At 66.4% G+C, this 16,513-nt stretch carries 19 protein-coding genes; 7 read left to right on the top strand and 12 right to left on the bottom strand.

The features are described 5' to 3' along the window. Window positions 1–31 precede the first annotated feature (31 nt). The 5 genes from ACT53N_RS06840 to ACT53N_RS06820 all read right to left on the bottom strand — a co-directional run bounded on the left by ACT53N_RS06840 (window position 32) and on the right by ACT53N_RS06820 (window position 5,723). Window positions 32–2,272, bottom strand: coding sequence for a TonB-dependent receptor (locus tag ACT53N_RS06840; RefSeq protein ID WP_476063189.1), 2,241 nt, complete (start codon window positions 2,270–2,272; stop codon window positions 32–34). A gap of 172 nt (window positions 2,273–2,444) precedes the next feature. Then, window positions 2,445–3,155: a TetR/AcrR family transcriptional regulator gene (locus ACT53N_RS06835; protein ID WP_476063188.1), complete on the bottom strand. Its 711-nt coding sequence runs from the start codon at window positions 3,153–3,155 to the stop codon at window positions 2,445–2,447. Window positions 3,156–3,231: 76 nt separating this feature from the next. Then, on the bottom strand, window positions 3,232–4,683 hold the full coding sequence (locus ACT53N_RS06830; protein WP_476063187.1) for a carotenoid oxygenase family protein: 1,452 nt from the start codon (window positions 4,681–4,683) through the stop codon (window positions 3,232–3,234). A 10-nt stretch (window positions 4,684–4,693) separates the two neighbouring features. Beyond that, on the bottom strand, window positions 4,694–5,131 hold the full coding sequence (locus ACT53N_RS06825) for a DUF2141 domain-containing protein (protein WP_476063186.1): 438 nt from the start codon (window positions 5,129–5,131) through the stop codon (window positions 4,694–4,696). A gap of 37 nt (window positions 5,132–5,168) precedes the next feature. After that, window positions 5,169–5,723: a DUF2306 domain-containing protein gene (locus ACT53N_RS06820; RefSeq protein WP_476063185.1), complete on the bottom strand. Its 555-nt coding sequence runs from the start codon at window positions 5,721–5,723 to the stop codon at window positions 5,169–5,171. Window positions 5,724–5,785: 62 nt separating this feature from the next. On the opposite strand from ACT53N_RS06820, the gene ACT53N_RS06815 reads away from it, so the two are divergent. Then, window positions 5,786–6,613 carry a LytTR family transcriptional regulator DNA-binding domain-containing protein gene (locus ACT53N_RS06815; RefSeq protein ID WP_476063403.1) on the top strand — a complete coding sequence of 276 codons (828 nt, stop codon included), beginning with the start codon at window positions 5,786–5,788 and terminating at the stop codon, window positions 6,611–6,613. Between the two features lie 22 nt (window positions 6,614–6,635). On the opposite strand, the gene modB is transcribed toward ACT53N_RS06815, so the two are convergent. Next, window positions 6,636–7,310 carry a molybdate ABC transporter permease subunit gene (gene modB / locus ACT53N_RS06810; RefSeq protein ID WP_476063184.1) on the bottom strand — a complete coding sequence of 225 codons (675 nt, stop codon included), beginning with the start codon at window positions 7,308–7,310 and terminating at the stop codon, window positions 6,636–6,638. Window positions 7,311–7,312: 2 nt separating this feature from the next. Beyond that, window positions 7,313–8,071 carry a molybdate ABC transporter substrate-binding protein gene (gene modA, locus ACT53N_RS06805; RefSeq protein WP_476063183.1) on the bottom strand — a complete coding sequence of 253 codons (759 nt, stop codon included), beginning with the start codon at window positions 8,069–8,071 and terminating at the stop codon, window positions 7,313–7,315. Window positions 8,072–8,142: 71 nt separating this feature from the next. Between modA and ACT53N_RS06800 the strand changes: the two genes are divergently transcribed. Continuing rightward, window positions 8,143–8,913, top strand: coding sequence for a TOBE domain-containing protein (locus ACT53N_RS06800; protein ID WP_476063182.1), 771 nt, complete (start codon window positions 8,143–8,145; stop codon window positions 8,911–8,913). Between the two features lie 9 nt (window positions 8,914–8,922). On the opposite strand, the gene ACT53N_RS06795 is transcribed toward ACT53N_RS06800, so the two are convergent. Together ACT53N_RS06795 and mtgA are read right to left on the bottom strand one after the other, a co-directional pair. Then, on the bottom strand, window positions 8,923–9,471 hold the full coding sequence (locus ACT53N_RS06795) for a GNAT family N-acetyltransferase (protein WP_476063181.1): 549 nt from the start codon (window positions 9,469–9,471) through the stop codon (window positions 8,923–8,925). 13 nt (window positions 9,472–9,484) lie between these two features. Further along, window positions 9,485–10,174 (bottom strand): monofunctional biosynthetic peptidoglycan transglycosylase, encoded by a 690-nt coding sequence (gene mtgA / locus ACT53N_RS06790; protein WP_476063180.1) that lies wholly within the window; start codon window positions 10,172–10,174, stop codon window positions 9,485–9,487. A gap of 84 nt (window positions 10,175–10,258) precedes the next feature. Between mtgA and ACT53N_RS06785 the strand changes: the two genes are divergently transcribed. Then, on the top strand, window positions 10,259–10,921 hold the full coding sequence (locus ACT53N_RS06785) for a nitroreductase (protein ID WP_476063179.1): 663 nt from the start codon (window positions 10,259–10,261) through the stop codon (window positions 10,919–10,921). Between the two features lie 143 nt (window positions 10,922–11,064). Here ACT53N_RS06785 and ACT53N_RS06780 read toward each other — a convergent pair whose 3' ends face one another. After that, window positions 11,065–12,096: a WD40 repeat domain-containing protein gene (locus ACT53N_RS06780; RefSeq protein WP_476063178.1), complete on the bottom strand. Its 1,032-nt coding sequence runs from the start codon at window positions 12,094–12,096 to the stop codon at window positions 11,065–11,067. A gap of 243 nt (window positions 12,097–12,339) precedes the next feature. Here ACT53N_RS06780 and ACT53N_RS06775 point away from each other — a divergent pair, with 243 nt between their 5' ends. Continuing rightward, on the top strand, window positions 12,340–12,798 hold the full coding sequence (locus ACT53N_RS06775; RefSeq protein WP_476063177.1) for a biopolymer transporter ExbD: 459 nt from the start codon (window positions 12,340–12,342) through the stop codon (window positions 12,796–12,798). 196 nt (window positions 12,799–12,994) lie between these two features. Here the strand turns inward: ACT53N_RS06775 and ACT53N_RS06770 are convergent, their stop codons facing one another. Both ACT53N_RS06770 and ACT53N_RS06765 read right to left on the bottom strand, forming a co-directional pair. Continuing rightward, window positions 12,995–14,101 carry a CobW family GTP-binding protein gene (locus tag ACT53N_RS06770; RefSeq protein WP_476063176.1) on the bottom strand — a complete coding sequence of 369 codons (1,107 nt, stop codon included), beginning with the start codon at window positions 14,099–14,101 and terminating at the stop codon, window positions 12,995–12,997. A 42-nt stretch (window positions 14,102–14,143) separates the two neighbouring features. Then, window positions 14,144–14,773: a hypothetical protein gene (locus ACT53N_RS06765; RefSeq protein ID WP_476063175.1), complete on the bottom strand. Its 630-nt coding sequence runs from the start codon at window positions 14,771–14,773 to the stop codon at window positions 14,144–14,146. Window positions 14,774–14,976: 203 nt separating this feature from the next. Here ACT53N_RS06765 and rplU point away from each other — a divergent pair, with 203 nt between their 5' ends. The 3 genes from rplU to ACT53N_RS06750 all read left to right on the top strand — a co-directional run bounded on the left by rplU (window position 14,977) and on the right by ACT53N_RS06750 (window position 16,509). Continuing rightward, window positions 14,977–15,492, top strand: coding sequence for a 50S ribosomal protein L21 (gene rplU, locus ACT53N_RS06760; RefSeq protein WP_310217923.1), 516 nt, complete (start codon window positions 14,977–14,979; stop codon window positions 15,490–15,492). 30 nt (window positions 15,493–15,522) lie between these two features. Beyond that, window positions 15,523–15,792: a 50S ribosomal protein L27 gene (gene rpmA, locus ACT53N_RS06755; RefSeq protein WP_010918207.1), complete on the top strand. Its 270-nt coding sequence runs from the start codon at window positions 15,523–15,525 to the stop codon at window positions 15,790–15,792. Between the two features lie 183 nt (window positions 15,793–15,975). Then, window positions 15,976–16,509 (top strand): GNAT family N-acetyltransferase, encoded by a 534-nt coding sequence (locus tag ACT53N_RS06750; RefSeq protein ID WP_476063174.1) that lies wholly within the window; start codon window positions 15,976–15,978, stop codon window positions 16,507–16,509. The last annotated feature ends 4 nt before the right edge of the window (window positions 16,510–16,513 follow it).

Genomic DNA, 16,513 nt, shown 5'->3' with positions numbered 1-16,513 from the left:
GCAAGTCCCGCCCGAGCAGCTATCGCCTAGATTAGAACGCCACCTCGATGGAAGCGGCCACGGTGCGCGGCGGACCGTAGAAGCCAATCACCGCATTGTTGTAGGTCGGGACCCCGAAGTTGTAGCCACCGGTGCGGTACTTTTCGTTGGTCAGGTTCTTGCCGGTCAGGGCCAGCTTGTAGCGGCCGCCCGGAGCGGTCCACTGGGCCGTCAGGTCCACCAGGGTGAAGGCCTTCTGGTCCAGCAGCGGCAGGGGCTGCTCGAACTGCTGGTAGGCGTCGCGATAGCTGACCATCGGCGTGATCGCCAGATCACCGCCCGCCAGTTCGCCGCGCCAGGTCAGGCTGACATTGCCCGTCCACTCCGGCGTGTTCTGGAAGCCGTAGAGGTCGGCCACGTTGATGATCTGGCCGGTGGCCAGGGTCGTCGACGGGTTCAGCGGGTTCGGCGCGCCGGCCGGCACGAAGCGGCTGAAGGTGTCGTACTCGGCGTGGATGTAGCCCAGAGCGACATTGGCCGACAGGTTCGCGCTCAGCTTGGCGTTGGCTTCAAACTCGACGCCGTAAAGGGTCGAGGCGCCGGCGTTGTCGACAGAGCTGGCGATGCCCGAGGGCACCACGACCTGGGTCGTGACCTGCTGGTCGGTATATTTCGATAGGAAGGCCGCCGACGAGAACGAGACCCGGCGGTCGAGCATGTAGCCCTTCAAACCGGCTTCGTAGGTCTTCACGACCTCGGGTCGGTAGCCGTTGACCGTCTGCGGGGTGATGAACGCGTCGCCGCGCATGTCCCAGCCGCCCGACTTGTAGCCCTTCGAGAACGAGACGTAGGTCGTCAGGTCGTCGCTGAGGTCATACGAGGCCGAGATGCGCGGCGTGAACTGCTCGAAGGTCTTTTCGGCGTTGTAGTTGGTGCGCGTCTGCAGGATCGGACGGGGCGTGCCGCCCTGATAAGGCGTGCGCGTCGCGCCGAGATAGAAGAAGCGATAGGCGTTAACGCGCTTGGCGTCGCGGGTGGCGCGGGCGCCCAGCGAGACCTTGAACTTGTCGGTGAAGTTGGCGCTGAAGTCGAAGAACGCCGCGAAGCTCTGGGTGTTGACCTTGCCGCCGTTGGCGATGGCCACGCCGAGGTTTCCGGCGATGGTGTCGAACTCGCCCGAGGCCTGGCTGTTCATGTAGTAGAGGCCAAACACGCCCTGGACGGTGTCGTCCGAATAGACGGCTTGCAGTTCCTGCGAGAACGAACGGTCGTCATAGGTGGCCGGCACGTCCAGCGTCGGCAGCGGGGTGCCGTCGAAGTCGATGACGGTGTCGGTGTGGCCGCGACGGTTGGCGGTGATCGACTTGAGCGTGACTTTATCGGTGGCGTTCCACTGAGCGGTCAGCGATACGCCCTTGGTCATCACGTGGTTCTTGTCGCCCAGGCCACTCTGAGTGTCATAGATGTCCAGCACCTTATAGCCACCGACCAAGGCCGGCAGTTCACGGTGGCCGTGGCGGGCGTTGGAGTCGTCCACGACCTTGTCATAGGCCAGGCGGAAGAACAGGTCCTCGGTCGGCTGATACTCGGCGCTGAGACGGAAGGCCTCAACGTCCTTGTTGTAGTGCTCCGCGCCGGTCGTGATGTTCGCGCCATAGCCATCACGCTTGTAGAGCGCATAGGCGCCGCCGACCGACAGGCCGCCGCCGACCGGGGTCTGACCCGAGACCAGAACGTCGGTCTGATTGTAGCTGCCGTACGTGCCCTTGATCTTGGCGCCGGCTTCGTCACCAAGACGCTTGGTCACGTACTTGATCGCGCCGCCGATGGTGTTGCGGCCGTACAGCGTGCCCTGCGGGCCGCGCAGCACTTCGATACGCTCGACGTCGAAGATGTCGAGCACTGCGCCTTGCGGGCGATAGATGTAGACGTCGTCGACATAGAGGCCGACGCCGGGCTCAAAGCCCCAAAGCGGATCCTGCTGGCCGACGCCGCGGATATAGCTGATCAGGGTCGAGTTCGAACCGCGAGCGGTCTGCACCGTGATGTTTGGCGTCGTCTGCGACAGGACGGTGATGTCCGTGCCGCCCGAGCGCTCGAGCTTCTCGGCAGAGAAGGCCGAGACGGCGACAGGAACGTCCTTGAGATTTTCCTCGCGACGACGCGCGGTGACCGTCACCTCGTCGACCGAGACCGAGCTGTCAGCGGCCGGAGCCTGCTGAGCCGACGCAGCGCCGGCGATCGTGCTCCACGCAGCGCCAGCCAGCAGCGCAGCCTTCCACATCGAAGTCATGGGTTTCCCCTCCCTAGTGTTCCGCCCTCCCAAGCCGGATCCGTCTTTCGCGGACGCGAGCTCAGGGTTCGCCAATTCATCGAACAGCGAATTGCAGCCACCATCACCCGATCAGGCGCGGGACGCCAGCCCTTTTTCATCAAGTGATGAAAAATGGAGCGCGTGTGGCGGATCAGACGCGGGCCAGGGCCTTGTTCTGCTTGGCGATCACGGCCTCGAAGCCTGCTGCGCAATAGGCGAAGAGGCGCTGACGGACGGACTCAAGATCACTGGAGTGGCACTCGCCCTCAGACAGGGAGTCGATCCGTCCCGTTTCTGAAAGGGTCAGCATCATCGAGCCGGTGAGAAACTGGTAGCACCAGTAGAGGTCACGATAGGCCGCCTCGGGCCGCACCGCCTTGAGCGTCTCGACCAGTTGATGAACCACCGGATCGAAGAAGCGGGTCATGGTCTCCCCACCCCAGGCCGGGGTGTTGTTCACCTGGGCGACCAGGACGAAGTAGCTCTTCCAGCCCTGCCCCCCGTCCTGCGAGATCCGCAACAGCGGGTCGATGAAGGCCTCAATGACCCCCTCGACCGTCATCGCGCCGGCGTTGGCCTTCACATAGGCGTTCATCGAAGCTTCGCGGGCCTGGTTGAGGATCTCGGCGCGACGCAGGAACACCGCGTCGAACAGCTCGCGCTTGGCCCCGAAGTAGTAATGGATCAAGGCGGTGTCGACGCCAGCCTCGGCCGCCACCTGGCGCGTGGTGACGCCATAGAAGCCGTGACGCGCGAACAGCCCCTCGGCCGCATCGAGGATGGTTTCCTTCAGGTCCAGACCCTTGGCCTTGGACGGGCGCCCCCGTCCGCCGACGCGGGCGCGAGACTTGGTTGCGGTCATGGGAAGGGCCCGCCTTGATGAAGCTCCGCCCCCGGATAGGCGCAACCCAGCGGCCCTGGCAAGGACCGCTGTTCGCTCAAGCGCCGGCGAACACCCCATGGAACGTCACCGGCAAGGCCACCGGCGCGCGCCAGGTCGCCATCGGCCCCCGATCCACGTGGCGAGCGTCGAACACGTGCAGCTCGGTCGCGCGGGCGTCGAGGTTGATCGTCGTGCCGACCAGCCAGCCGTCCAGTTCCGCCGAAGATCCGGGGCGCGGTGCGAAGACCATCTCCTCGACAAGATGACGCGCGCCGAAATCGAAGACCTGATCGCGGTCCGTCTTCCAGTCGCGGACAGCCACGCCCTGGAAGAGCGGGCGATCGGGCCGTTCGTTGGTCAGGTGAACCGAATAGCGCCGGGCGAGACCCGCAAAACGCGGATCCGAGCGCGGGAACTCAGCGCTGACCGCCTCTGCGGCCAGCTCGGCCTGGCCGTTGGCGCGCAGCGTGATCATGGCCCGGCGCGGCGGCGGCGCCTTGAGGAACTCGCCGCGCACGATCGCCCCGCCGTTCGCCGCGGTTCCGGAAGGATCCTTGTCGATGCAGGCGTCGAAACGGATCGTCCCGTCCGCCTCTTCCCAGGCGTCGCCCAGATGGAAGAAGAAGAAGGGGGGCAGCTCGAACACGCGACGCTTGGAAAGATCGTCCTTGTCGAGCACCAGGACCTTGGTCCCCAGCTCCGGCCGCCAGACCATGTTGGTCGCGATCGGCATGCGCATGCCTTCCTGCACCCAGGGCTGGAGGATGATGACGAGACTGCGCGCGGTGGCGGTGAAGTCATGCATGTAGCCGGCGCGCGGCAGGGTGATGACCTCGGCCTTGCGCAGGGCGCCGTCGGCCGAGAGGTTCCATACCACCGCCCGCTTGCCCGCCAGGCCCAGGTTCCAGACCGTGCCATCCGGCTCGACGCGCGGATGGGCCAGGAACGGCATGCCCTTCATGTCGGGCCTCAGCGCCTTGAACCCGCGCGTCTCCAGGGAGACCGGATCCATCGCCGTCGGCGAGCCGGCTTCCCACAGCGCCCAGAGCTCGCCGCCCGCCATCATCACCGAAGTGTTGGCCGCGTTGGCGTCATCGGCCGACCCGACCCGCGCGCCCGCCCCTCCCGTCGTGCCATAGCCAGGAGTGATCACCGCATCAGCGGCGGTGTCTTGGCGGCGCTTGACGGTGTCGACGAAGCGAGCCGCCATGCGCGCCTGACCATCGCCCATCTGGAACTTGCGGACCATGCCGTCGCCGTCAAACCAGTGGCCGACCGAACCGCCGGGCCTACGGAACTTGGCCGGACCGTTGCGGAAGAGCGTGCCCTTCAGGTCGATGGGCGCACGACCGTGAACCAAGGTCATGCCCGTGGGGGCGATATCGGCCTCGACATCGGCCATGCCCAGGGTCCAGTCGCTGACGGCGGCCGCCCAAAGCGTTTCGGGGGTGAGGATAGCGGCGGCGCCCGTCAAGACTGCGCCGCGGAGGATGTCACGCCGGTTCATGGCTGGGCTCTCAGTTCAGGCGGAGGGATTGCGCGTTGGCGCCGGCCTTGACCTCAAAGGCGGCGGCGTCGAACGACGGCGGGCCCATGTTCGGTTGAGCGTCGCGCGAGAATCCGTAGGGCTCGGTCGGCATACCGAAGGGGTTGGTCCCCATCTTGCCGTCGCCATCGACGTCCTGGAAGGCGCGTACGGCGTAGAAGCCTGGCGGCAGAGCCAGGATCTTGGCGGCGGCGGGATCGGCGGCGGCGGACGCCATGGCGACCCGGACGGGTTTGCCCGCCGCCCAGCCCTGGGCGCTGTCGAACACGGCGATCATGATCTGGCCCTGCTTGGCCTTCAGGCCGGGGAAGGTGAGCGTCACCTCGCCCATAGCGTCCTGAGCGCGGGCGGCGGGAACCAGAAGGGCGGCAGCGGCCAAGGCCAGGCCAAGGGTGCGAGCGAAGGTCATGTCAGAGGTCCTTTGTGGAAGCGAAAAGGGAGAGGGTTCAGCCCAGGAACACCGTCCAGAGCAGGCGACCAGGGAGGAAGGTGAAGAGACCAGCCACCAGCAGGCCGCCGACGAACATGCCGGTCATGGCGCGGCGGTGCGCCGAGACCTTGCCGCGCTTGATGGCGTAGACCGCGCCGGGCAGGCCCACGATCGTCCAGCCCGACAACAGGTGGATGAAGCTGAAGGCGCCGTGGTTGATCTCGCGGATGAACAGCGAACTGAGCGCCGTCGAGCCCATCGCCAGCACCCAGGTCCACCCCAGGAGCTTGTGCAGGGTCGTGCCCTTCACCCGCATCATCAGGACGACGCCGATGGCCAGAGCGGTCAGCGCCGAGAACAGGTGCAGTTGGACCACCGCCGGCGCGGCGGCGATGCGCGAGAGATCGGGCGCGTGAGGCTGGAGCCGTTCGGCAAGAGCGCCAATGTCGGTGAACACGCCCGGCGCCGTCAGCGCGACGATCAGTGTCGCCGCGCCGACGCCCAGGGCGGCGTTGCGCAGACCGCTCCAGCGATCCGAAGCCTGCGAGATTGACTTGCCATGCGCGGCCATCTTCCTTCACTCCCGGTTCGAGCGGGGCGGTGGATCGCCTCGCTGTCGAAAGCCTTGGTGGAGTGGTCGGGTTCGTGTCTCAATCGTCGTTGCGCCAGTCACCGGCCTCGTTTCGTGAACGGCTCGCCGGCGCCGTTCACGCTTCGCGAACGGCCATGGTCCGGCAGGACAGTCTTCGAGGCTTTGGCGTCTCGGCGGCCGCCGGCGTGTTCCTGGCGCTGATCGGCGCGTTCGGCAGCGACGCCGCGCCCGTTGGTGTCCGCCTGGCGTATTGGGTCGGTTTGTGTCTGGCCGGCGCCGTGGTCGGCACGGGGATCACGCATCTGATCGGCCGTGAAGGCCGAGCCGATGCGCGGCCTTGGCTTTACGGCGCGCTGACGGCGATCAGCATCACCTTGCCCTTCACAGTGGTGGTCTGGCTGGTCAGTGAGCTGGCCTTTCACGGCCCGCCCCGACCACGCACCTTGCCCTTCTATCTCGGGCCTGTGTTCATCGTCACCGTGGCGATGACGGCGCTGAACTTCATGGTTCAACGGCGCCCCGTGGAGACCCACGCCGCGCCGACCGGGGCCTCGCCCCCCCGCTTCCTCGAACGGCTGCCGCCCAAGCTGCGCGGCGCCGAACTCTACGCCGTCGAGGCGCAAGACCACTATCTGCGCCTGCACACCTCGCGCGGTCAGGACCTGATCCTGATGCGCCTCTCCGACGCCGTGGCTGAGTTGGAGGGGATCGAGGGCGCCCAGACGCACCGCTCGTGGTGGGTCGCCAAGAGCGCCGTCGAGGACGCCCGTCGCGGCGATGGTCGGGCGACGCTAAAGCTCAAGGGCGAGATCGAGGCGCCCGTCAGCCGGGCCTACGCCAAGGCGCTGCGCGAGGCGGGCTGGTTCTGATCGGTCAAGCGGTCGCCGCGCCTCAAGCCCGCGTACGCAGCACGATCTTCGACCGCGCCTCCAGCGCCAGCAGGACGAACAGCACCAGGAACGCGAAGGCCAGCAGCAGCAGCGACAGGCGGTGAGCCTCGCCCCATTCCAGCGCCTCGACCAGGCGGTAGATCTCGGTCGACAGCATCGTGGTCTCGCCCGGGATGTTTCCGCCCAGCATCATCACCACGCCGAACTCGCCAACCGTGTGGGCGAAGGTCAGGATCGCGGCGGCGACATATCCCGGAACCGCCAAGGGCAGCGCCACCCGCCAGAAGGTCTGCGCGCGCGAGGCTCCGAGGCTAGCGGCGGCTTCGAGCGGCTCGTCGCCGATGGCCAGGAACGCGTTGCGCAGCGGCTGAACGGCGAACGGCAGCGAATAGATCAGCGAACCAATCACCAGCCCTTCGAAGGTGAAGGCCAGGGTCCGCACCCCGAACGGCTGCAGCAGCGCCATCAGCGGGCTGTTGGGTCCCAGAGCGATCAGCAGATAGAAGCCCAGCACGGTCGGCGGCAGGACGATCGGCAGTGCGACGATGGCGGTGACGGGCGTGCGCAGCGGTGAACGGCCTCGGGCCAGCCACCAGGAAAGCGGCGTGGCCAGCAACAGCAGAAGCAGGGTGGTGATCCCCGCCAGCTTCGCCGTCAGCCATAACACCTCGGCCATCCTCAACGCACCTCGTAGCCGTAACGGCGGATGATGGCCTTGGCCTCGGCGCTCTTCAGGAACGCCAGAAAAGCCTTGGCGGCGTCGCTGTTCGCGCCGATCTTGAGCAGCACCGCCTGCTGCTCGATCGGGGTGTGGTTCGCGGCCGGCACGATCCAGCGCGAACCGCTCTTGTCGTCAACGACCTGCGACAGCGCCACGAAACCCAGCTCCGCCGCCCCGGTCTGGGCGAACTGATAGGCCTGAGTGATCGATGCGCCTGTGACGATCTTCGGCTTCAGAACGTCGTAGAGCTTGAGCTTGTTCAGGGTTTCGAGCGCCGCCTGGCCATAGGGCGCGGCCTTGGGGTCGGCGATGGCCAGCTTGTCGAACCGGCCGCTCTTCAGCACCGCGCCCCCGCCGTCGACAAGGCCCGGCGTCCGGCTGAACAGCACAAGACGCCCGGTCGCGTAGGTAAAGCGCGTTCCAGCCACGGCCAGCCCCGCCGCCTCGGCCTTCTGGGGGCGTTCGACGTCCGCCGACAGGAACACCTCGTACGGCGCGCCGTTGGCGATCTGGGTGTAGAACTGGCCCGACGAGCCGAAGCTGAGCACGACCTCATGACCGGTCCTGGCCTTGAAGCGCGCGGCGATCGCCTTGGCGGGCTCGGTGAAGTTGGCCGCGACCGCGACCTTGGTCTCGCCGGCCAGGGCCGCACCGGCCACCGCCAGCGACCATAGGCCAGCCAGAGCGGCGATCAGCGTCGGACGGCGAGCGATCATCTGATATGCCTTGAGGTCAGCGCTACGGTTATGCAGTCAGACTACATAACGACGAATTCGAGATCCGACCAGTGAGCAACGCCGCCGATTTCAGCGCCTCCTTGATCCTCAAGCGCGAGGGGCTGGCGCGGGTGGGGCTGGAGCGCATCGCCCTTCTGGAAGCGGTGGCGCGGCATGGCTCGATCACGGCGGCCGCCAAGGATGTCGGTCTCTCCTACAAGGGCGCCTGGGACGGCGTGCAGGCGCTGAACAATCTGTTCGAGACGCCGCTGGTCAGCGCCGCGCCGGGCGGGCGCGCCGGCGGCGCGGCGCAGGTGACCGCCCGGGGTCACGCGGTGATCCGCGCCTTTCGCGCCGCCGAGCGAGAGATAAGCGCCGCCTTCGCGCGGCTGGAAGCCGACCTGACCAGCGACGCCGAGCTGCTCTGGGGCCTTGGCCTGCGCACCAGCGCCCGCAACGCCCTGCGCGGCCTCGTGACGAAGGTCAGCGCAGACGATGTCACCGCCGCCGTCACCCTGGACGTCGGCGAGGGTCTGGCGGTGATCGCCCGGGTCACCCGGCGCAGCGTGGAGGACCTTGGCCTCGCACCAGGTCACCCGGCCATCGCCTTGATCAAGTCCAGCTTCATCCGGCTGGACGGGGCGCCGGCGGAAAACAGGCTGGAGGGGCGGATTCTCGACCGCGAGGGCGGTCAGGCCGCCGCCGAAGTGACGATCGGTCTGTCCGCGGGGAAGTCGCTGGTGGCCACGGTCGCAGCCGGCGCGCCCGGCTGGGCGCTTGCCGCCGGCGATCCTGTTATCGCCTCGATCGCCGCAGCCGACATCATCCTGGCGGTGGATTGAGCGTCCGCACTACCTCTTGCGACGGGCTCGCCATTGGTCGGCGGTCTGCCCCCAGATCTCGATGACATGATCCTCGAAGGGCGGCGGCAGACGCCCCAGCCCGCGATTGACCGAACCCAGTCGCGCAGCCACCGCCTGGGAGGGCGTGTTCTCAGGACCGATGCAGTGGATGACGTCGGTCCAGCCTAGGTGATCCACGACCCAGTCGATCGTGGCGGTGGCGGCCTCGACCGCATAGCCTCGACCCCAGGCCTCAGGATGCAGACCCCAGCCGACCTCGGTCCCCGGCCAACCCTCAGGCCGCCAGGGCCCGATGCGGCCAAGCCATTGGTCAGAGGCCTTCTCGATGACCGAGAACATGCCAAATCCGTTGAGGGCCCACGAGCCGGCCATGGTCGCCATGAACCGCCAGGCCGTGGCGCGGGGTTGCTGGCCACCAATAAAGCGCGCCGCGACCGGATCGGCCATCATCTGCGCCCAGCGGTCCAGATCCGCGTCAGCCGGCGGTCGCAGGATCAGGCGTTCGGTCTCAAGCGTCGGGCCGGGGGCGACAGGCATGGCGATCTCCGTCTCAGGCCACGCAGTCAGCCAGACCGTCGCGCCGCACCGCGCCCGAGGCCTTGCCGATCTTCTTGGTGCGCTTGGCGACGTACTTGCCCGGCTTGATCACCTTCCACTTCAGGGGGCTGGGCAGGATGGCGGCCAGACGCGCGGACTGGGCCTGGGTCAGCTTGGCGGCGCTGACGCCGAAATAGCGCTGGGCGGCGGCCTCGGCCCCGTAGATGCCCGAGCCGTACTCGATGGAGTTCATATAGACCTCCATGATCCGCTTCTTGCCCCAGAAGGTCTCGATCAGCACCGTGAACCAAGCCTCCAAGCCCTTGCGGACATAAGAGCGCCCCGGCCACAGGAAGACGTTCTTAGCCGTCTGCTGGCTGATCGTGGAGCCGCCCCGGATCTTCCGGCCCGACTCGTTGTTCTCGTAGGCCTTCTGCAGCGCTTCGAAATCGAACCCGCGGTGGTCGCAGAACTTGGCGTCTTCCGCCGCGATCAGCGCTCGCGGCAGGGCGGGTGAGATCTTGTCCATCGGTCGCCAGCGATGATCCAGCCCGCGTCCCTCGACAGCGCGGATCACCATCAGCGGGGTCACCGGCGGCGGAATGAAGCGATAGAGAATGACCGCCACCACGGGCCCGGCGACCAGCACCAGGAACACCGCCAGCAGAAGATTGCGCAAAAGCCGCCGCACGAAACGCCCCACTTGTCTTGACGCAGCGGACGGATGCTAACCACAGCCAACGCCGCTGTCGCGCGGGATAAATCTATTCGGTTAAGGGAGCCTTCGATGGACGTGATCGACGCCGTGAACCGCCGCATGTCGGTGCGCGCCTTCAAGCCCGATCCGGTGGACGCCGGACTGATCCGCGACCTTTTGGAAGCGGCCGCGCGGGCCCCGTCGGGTGGCAATCTCCAGCCCTGGCGGGTGCAGGTCGTGGGCGGCGCGCCGCTGGAGGCGCTGAAGGCCGCCATGCTGCAGCGTGTGGCCTCGCCCGATCCCACCGAATATGACGTCTATCCGGCCAACCTCTGGGAGCCGCTGCGCAGTCGCCGCTTCCAGGTCGGCGAGGACATGTACGGGGCGCTAGGCATACCACGCGAGGACAAGCTGCAGCGCCTGCAATGGTTCGCCAACAACGGCCAGGGCTTCGGCGCGCCGGTGCAGCTGTTCTTCTCGATCGATCGCCGCTGCGGTCCGCCGCAGTGGAGCGATGTCGGCATGCTGATGCAGACCTTCATGCTGCTGGCCGTCGAGCGCGGCCTCGACACCTGCCCGCAGGAGTTCTGGTCGCATTACAACAAGCTGGTCGACGAGCATGTCGGCCTGCCCGAGGGCCACATGCTGTTCTCGGGCATGGCGCTGGGCTACCGCGACGCTGACGCCCCCGTGAACAATTTCCGTTCACGCCGAGCGCCGTTCGAAGAGTGGGCGGAGATCAAGGGGTTCTGAGGGCCTTACTTCCGATCCCCCGGCGAACGCCGGGGCCCAGATCCAAAGGCATCCGGGTGATTGGAAGAGCGCCGAGCTCGTGGCGGACACGTCAGCGCTTTTCCATCTTGGTCCCGGCATTCGCCGGGAAGGTCGGATGGACGTTACCCCACGAACTGGCGCGGACCGGAAAGGTCGGGGATCTCGATGACCCCGGCCTCGCCGCTCTCGTCGCCCCACGCCATGCGCTGGCCGTCGGCGCTAACCGACAGGGCGCTGATCGGCGCGCCCTTCTCGGCCTTGAGGGTCTCGATCCGGCCGTTGCGCATGTGGGCGGCCCAGATCTTGCCGTTGTCCTGGCCGGCGATGCAGACGGGCTGAGGGTCGATCCCCGCCACCCGAACCACCATCGAATCGCGGGAAAAGCCGATCTCGGCGGCTTCCTTGCCCATCGGACCGTTAGCGCCCGCGAACGGCCAGATCACCGCGCCCGAAGCGCCGGCCGTCGCCAGGAGATTGCCCTTGTCGAAGAAGGCCACGCTCTTGATCTTGGACGGATAGCCGCCCATCCGCATGTCCTTGCCGTCGGACAGCCGCCAGCCGTGCAGTTGGTTTTCCTGCATCGACGAGATCAGGAACTTGCCGTCCGGACTGAACGACACCGCGATATGGCTGCCGGCCCATTTGAGGATCGTCGGCTTCTGATCGGCGATGCGCGCATACCAGAGATAGGCGCCGCCATAGGTCGCCGAGGCCAGGCGGCGGCCCTTGGGTTCGAACGTCAGGCCCGACACCGTCTTCTCGTGCGCGAACACCCGCGCGAAGGCCGGGTCGGCTGCGTCGCGGACATGGACCTCCTTGCCGGCGGTGAAGGCGATCAGACCCGAAGCGGCGCTCGTCGCCACGTGCTCGATCCACCTGTTTTTCACCTCGGCGATCAGGGTGGCGGCGACCTCGCCCCCTTCGATTCGGCTCCAGACCACGCGGCCGTCGTCGCCACCGGTGACGATCCCGATCCCGCTAGGGTGAACAGCCGCCGCCAGGACGGCGCCGCCGAGCGGGCCGCCGTGCGCCTCGACCGTGACGAATCCCTCCTCGGTCTGCAGGCGCACCGTGCCGTCTCCGAGAGCAAACATGGCCCGGCCGGAGCGGTCGAACAGGGCGTTGGTGACGAAGGCGTCGAACGAAAAGATCATGCGCGCGAGATAAGACAGGAGGATCGCGACGACTAGACTCTTTCGAAAAGCGTCACATTCGCGCGTCGCGCGAACCCCGGTGCGGCCAGGCGCCCATTCGAACGGCGTTCCGCCAAAAAGAGTCAAAAAGGGGGTTGCTATTGCGCCGCGTCGTCGGGCTTTACTTCCGCGCCCGTCTGCGCCAGACGTGGCGAGGTAACGACATTTCAGGCCTGTGCGACGCGCGCGGCCTTCTGGGAGACAGTGCAGGCTATGGCGGCTAAACTTGCTGGCGGCGGTGGTGGCCGTTACGATCTGGGCCAGAACTCCGAAATCAACGTCACGCCCTTCGTGGACATTCTGTTGGTTCTGCTGATCATCTTCATGGTCGCCGTGCCGATGGCCGTGACCTCCATCAAGATCGACCTGCCGCCGGCGGTTCCGCCGCCGCCGAACGCGCCGAAGCCGAAGGAGCCGGTCTTCATCTCGATCCAGAAGTCGGGCGCGATCTTCATCGCTGACAAGCAGAGCAGCCTCGACAACCTCGAGTACGATCTGAACGCCAAGTTCACGGCCACCGGTCAAGCCGGCCCGAAGGACGAGCAGCGCATCATGATCCGCGCCGACGCCGACGTGCTGTACGCCGACTTCATGGGCGTGCTGAACCAGCTGCAGACCTCGGGCTGGTTCAAGGTCGGCCTGATCAACGAGGACATCCACTAAGGATCCTCAGGCGGAAGCCAGAAACACGAAAGCCCCGGAGCTTAAGGCTCCGGGGCTTTTTGTTTGTCCGAAATCCTCTCCCAAGGGAGAGGTGTCGGCTCGAAGAGACGACGGAGAGGGAAGAACCAAGGCCCAGGAAAACTCCCCCTCCGGTCGCTTCGCGCCCACCCTCCCCGCTGGGGGAGGATTTAAGCACTTAGGCCGCCGTCGCCTCGAAACCCGCGCGCAGCTCGGCCTCGTCGAGATCGCGGCCGATGAAGACCATGCGGCTGTAGCGCTTGTCCTTGTCGGTCCACGGGCGCTGGAAGTCGCCTTCCAGGATCATGTGCACGGCCTGGAAAACGAGGCGCTTGTCCTCGCCCTTCACGTCGATGATGCCCTTGGCGCGCAGGATGTCGGGGCCGCGACGGGCCAAGAGGTCGTTGAGCCAGGCGGTGATCTTCTGGCCATCCACCGGCTTGTCCAGCGTCAGCGAGATCCCTTTGACGCCGTCATCGTGGACGTCGCTCTTGTGGTCGTGATGATGATGATGGTGGTGGTCGTGGCCGCAATGCTCGTCATGCACATGGCCATGATCATGGTGGTGATGATGGTCGTGGTCGCAGTGCTCATCGTGCACGTGGCCGGGTTCGACGTGAGCGGGATTGAGGAAGTCCGGCTCTAGGTCGGTGATCCGCTCCAGGTCGAAGCTGTGCTTGCCCAGGATGGCGTCCAGCGGGACGTTCGAGCGCTGGGCGCGATGGATCGGGGCCAGCGGGTTGATCCGACGGATACGCGCCTCGACGTGGCGCAGATCGTCCTCGGACACGAGGTCGGTCTTGTTCAGCACGATCTGGTCGGCGAAGGCGATCTGCTCGACGGCCTCCTTGCTGTCCGACAGGCGCAGCAGGATGTGCTTGGCGTCGACCACGGCGGTGACCGAGTCGAGCGCCGTGCGCGCCTTGACGTCGTCATCGACAAAGAAGGTCTGGGCCACGGGGCCGGGATCGGCCAGGCCCGTCGTCTCGACGATGATCGCGTCGAAGCCGCCCTTGCGCTTCATCAGGCCCTGGAGAACCCGGATCAGGTCGCCGCGCACCGTGCAGCACACGCAGCCGTTGTTCATCTCGAAGACTTCTTCGTCGGCGCCGACCACAAGGTCGTTGTCGATGCCGACCTCGCCGAACTCGTTGACGATCACGGCGTAGCGCTTGCCGTGCTCCTCGGTGAGGATGCGGTTGAGCAATGTGGTCTTGCCGGCGCCGAGGTAGCCGGTGAGCACGGTGACAGGGATCTTGCCGGAGGTCGGAACAGTCTGGGTCATGGCCGCTATTTAGGCGCCCTGACCGCCGAACGAAAGCGGGCTTTACGTCTTGAGGAACGCGACGGCCAGGCCGACCAGAACAAGGGCGACGCCTAGGATGGTTTCCTCGTAGCGCTCGACCCATTGCAGGCCCAGGCGCTTGAAGCCGGCCAGGCTCAGGCTGGTGAAGATCAGCATGCCGGCTGCGGTGGCGGCCATCAGAACGCCGCTCAGCACCAGGAAGGCGACCCAGCCGTGCTCCATGCCCGCCAGATAGTAGGGCAGAAAAGCCTCACAGGGCGACAGCGTCAGGAGCGTCACCAAGGCGGCGACCGCCGCGCGGTCTGAAGCGTAGACCCGGCGACTGGCCTCAGGCAGCGCATGGTTGTGCCGCCCCCGAATAATATAAAAGACGCCGACCGCGATCATCAGTCCGCCCACGATCAGGTGGAACAGCCCGCCTAGCGACGGCTGCAGGGCCATCCCCGCCAGCACCAGCGCCAAGCCCAACGCGATCGTCAGGCCGACGTGGCCGACACCGGCCAGCAAGGTCACGCCCAGCGTGCGGCCGGTGGACCATTTCTGCGCGCGCCCGACCAGCACGAACGGCAGCCAGTGTGTCGGCAGCGCGGCGTGCAGGAAGGCGACCGCGAAGGCGGTCACAGCGATCGAGGCGAAGAAGGGCGAGGTCACGGAAGGGCATATAGCGTGTTATAAAGTAACATTCCAGAGGCTTCCCACCCACTTGCGTGCTTTCGTCGCGCGCCGCGGCTGAATCCTCCGCTACGCCGTTGACTCCCGGGCCTTGGGCTGTATAAGTCGCGCCCTCTTCGCCCGCCGGGTTTCCGAGCGGGCGTTCCCTATTTTGCGAACGCACGTTTTTAAGGCGCTAACCTATGTACGCGGTGATCAAAACCGGCGGCAAGCAGTACCGGGTTCAAGCCGGCGACCTGCTGGTGGTCGAAAAGCTCGAAGGTGAACCCGGCGCGGCCGTGGCCTTCGGTGAAGTCCTGATGCTTGGCGAAGGCGAGGCCGTGACGGTCGGCGCCCCCACCGTGGACGGCGCTGTCGTCTCCGGAACCCTGCTCGAAACCCGCAAGGGCGAGAAGGTGAAGATCTTCAAGAAGATCCGCCGCCAAGGCTACCGCCGCACGCGCGGTCACCGCCAGTTCGAATCCGTCGTGCGCGTCACGTCGGTCGCCGGCGCTGGCAAGGAAGCCAAGTGGGAAGGGTCGATTGACCTGACCCCGAAGGTCATCCTGAACGCTCGCGCCCGCGGTCTCGGCGACGCCGCCGTTCCGGCGACGATCCCCGCCCCGGTCGAAGCGGCTCCGGCCAAGGCCGAAGCCGCCCCGAAGAAGAAGGCCGCCCCTAAGAAGGCCGCCGCCAAGACGGAGGAAGGCGAAGCCTAAGGGCGACGCCTTCTAAGGTAGGAGAGCAAGATGGCTCACAAGAAATCAGGCGGCTCGTCCAGCAACGGTCGCGACTCAGAGTCGAAGCGCCTTGGCGTAAAGAAGTTCGGCGGCGAGAAGGTTCTTGCCGGCAACATCCTCGTGCGTCAGCGCGGCACCAAGTTCTACCCGGGTTCGGGCGTGGGCATTGGCAAGGATCACACCCTCTTCGCGCTCGTGCAGGGCGCGGTGGGCTTCGTGACCAAGAAGCACAATCGCACCTACGTGACCGTGACCCCGGCCGCTCAGCCGGCCGAGTAAGCACGATCCAAGGTTCTTTCGGGTCGTGCTTCGCAAGAAGACGATCCGGACAGACGATCTCTAGCGGGGAGTCCGGAACGCCGGGCTCCCCGCTTTTGTTTTGTCTCGTCGCCAAACAGGCTTCGCCATGGCGGCGTCACGGTCCCGAATGAAAGAGGACCGGAGGAACTCTGGGAGGCGCCGATGTGCGTCAAAAGCGAAAGTCCTGTCGTCGAAACCCAGCGCCTGACGCTGCGCGCGCCGGCTAGAGCCGACATCGAGCGCGTGGCGGCGTTTTGCACCGATCATGACGTGGCGCGCATGACCACGCGCATGCCTTCGCCCTATACCCGCGCCCATGCTGAGGACTTCGTGGCCCGGTGCGGGACCCAGGATCGCTCCCGAGACAACACCTTCGCCATCGAACTGGCGGACGAGGGCCTGATCGGCGTCGTCGGCCTGTTCACCAATCCCGATGGACCGGTGGAAATGGGCTACTGGATCGGCCGGCCCTACTGGGGCCGCGGCTACGCCACTGAAGCTGCGCGCGGCGCGCTGGACTGGGCGCGTTCGGCCTGGCGAAAGCGGTATGTCACGGCGGGCCATTTCGCCGACAACGAGGCCTCAGGGCGCGTGCTGGTCAAAGCCGGCTTTCTCTATACCGGCGTCGTGGAGCATAAGCCGTCGATCGCGCGGGGCGAGCCGGCGGCGACGCGAATGATGGTCTGGTTAGCTTGAAGCC

The sequence above is a fragment of the Caulobacter sp. DMC95 genome, assembly GCF_056313785.1.
Note: the sequence above shows the minus strand (reverse complement) of the source record. Positions and strands in the feature narration are given on the sequence as shown.

What these genes read in the sequence shown, in the direction of transcription:
- modB (WP_476063184.1), bottom strand. Translation starts at nt 7,310, where the DNA reads ATGGCCGAGGTGTTATGGCTGACGGCGAAGCTGGCGGGGATCACCACC.
- ACT53N_RS06750 (WP_476063174.1), top strand. Translation starts at nt 15,976, where the DNA reads ATGTGCGTCAAAAGCGAAAGTCCTGTCGTCGAAACCCAGCGCCTGACG.
- ACT53N_RS06820 (WP_476063185.1), bottom strand. Translation starts at nt 5,723, where the DNA reads ATGGCCGCGCATGGCAAGTCAATCTCGCAGGCTTCGGATCGCTGGAGC.
- rplU (WP_310217923.1), top strand. Translation starts at nt 14,977, where the DNA reads ATGTACGCGGTGATCAAAACCGGCGGCAAGCAGTACCGGGTTCAAGCC.
- ACT53N_RS06780 (WP_476063178.1), bottom strand. Translation starts at nt 12,096, where the DNA reads ATGATCTTTTCGTTCGACGCCTTCGTCACCAACGCCCTGTTCGACCGC.
- ACT53N_RS06840 (WP_476063189.1), bottom strand. Translation starts at nt 2,272, where the DNA reads ATGACTTCGATGTGGAAGGCTGCGCTGCTGGCTGGCGCTGCGTGGAGC.
- ACT53N_RS06830 (WP_476063187.1), bottom strand. Translation starts at nt 4,683, where the DNA reads ATGAACCGGCGTGACATCCTCCGCGGCGCAGTCTTGACGGGCGCCGCC.
- ACT53N_RS06770 (WP_476063176.1), bottom strand. Translation starts at nt 14,101, where the DNA reads ATGACCCAGACTGTTCCGACCTCCGGCAAGATCCCTGTCACCGTGCTC.
- ACT53N_RS06825 (WP_476063186.1), bottom strand. Translation starts at nt 5,131, where the DNA reads ATGACCTTCGCTCGCACCCTTGGCCTGGCCTTGGCCGCTGCCGCCCTT.
- ACT53N_RS06795 (WP_476063181.1), bottom strand. Translation starts at nt 9,471, where the DNA reads ATGCCTGTCGCCCCCGGCCCGACGCTTGAGACCGAACGCCTGATCCTG.
- ACT53N_RS06785 (WP_476063179.1), top strand. Translation starts at nt 10,259, where the DNA reads ATGGACGTGATCGACGCCGTGAACCGCCGCATGTCGGTGCGCGCCTTC.
- modA (WP_476063183.1), bottom strand. Translation starts at nt 8,071, where the DNA reads ATGATCGCTCGCCGTCCGACGCTGATCGCCGCTCTGGCTGGCCTATGG.
- ACT53N_RS06835 (WP_476063188.1), bottom strand. Translation starts at nt 3,155, where the DNA reads ATGACCGCAACCAAGTCTCGCGCCCGCGTCGGCGGACGGGGGCGCCCG.
- rpmA (WP_010918207.1), top strand. Translation starts at nt 15,523, where the DNA reads ATGGCTCACAAGAAATCAGGCGGCTCGTCCAGCAACGGTCGCGACTCA.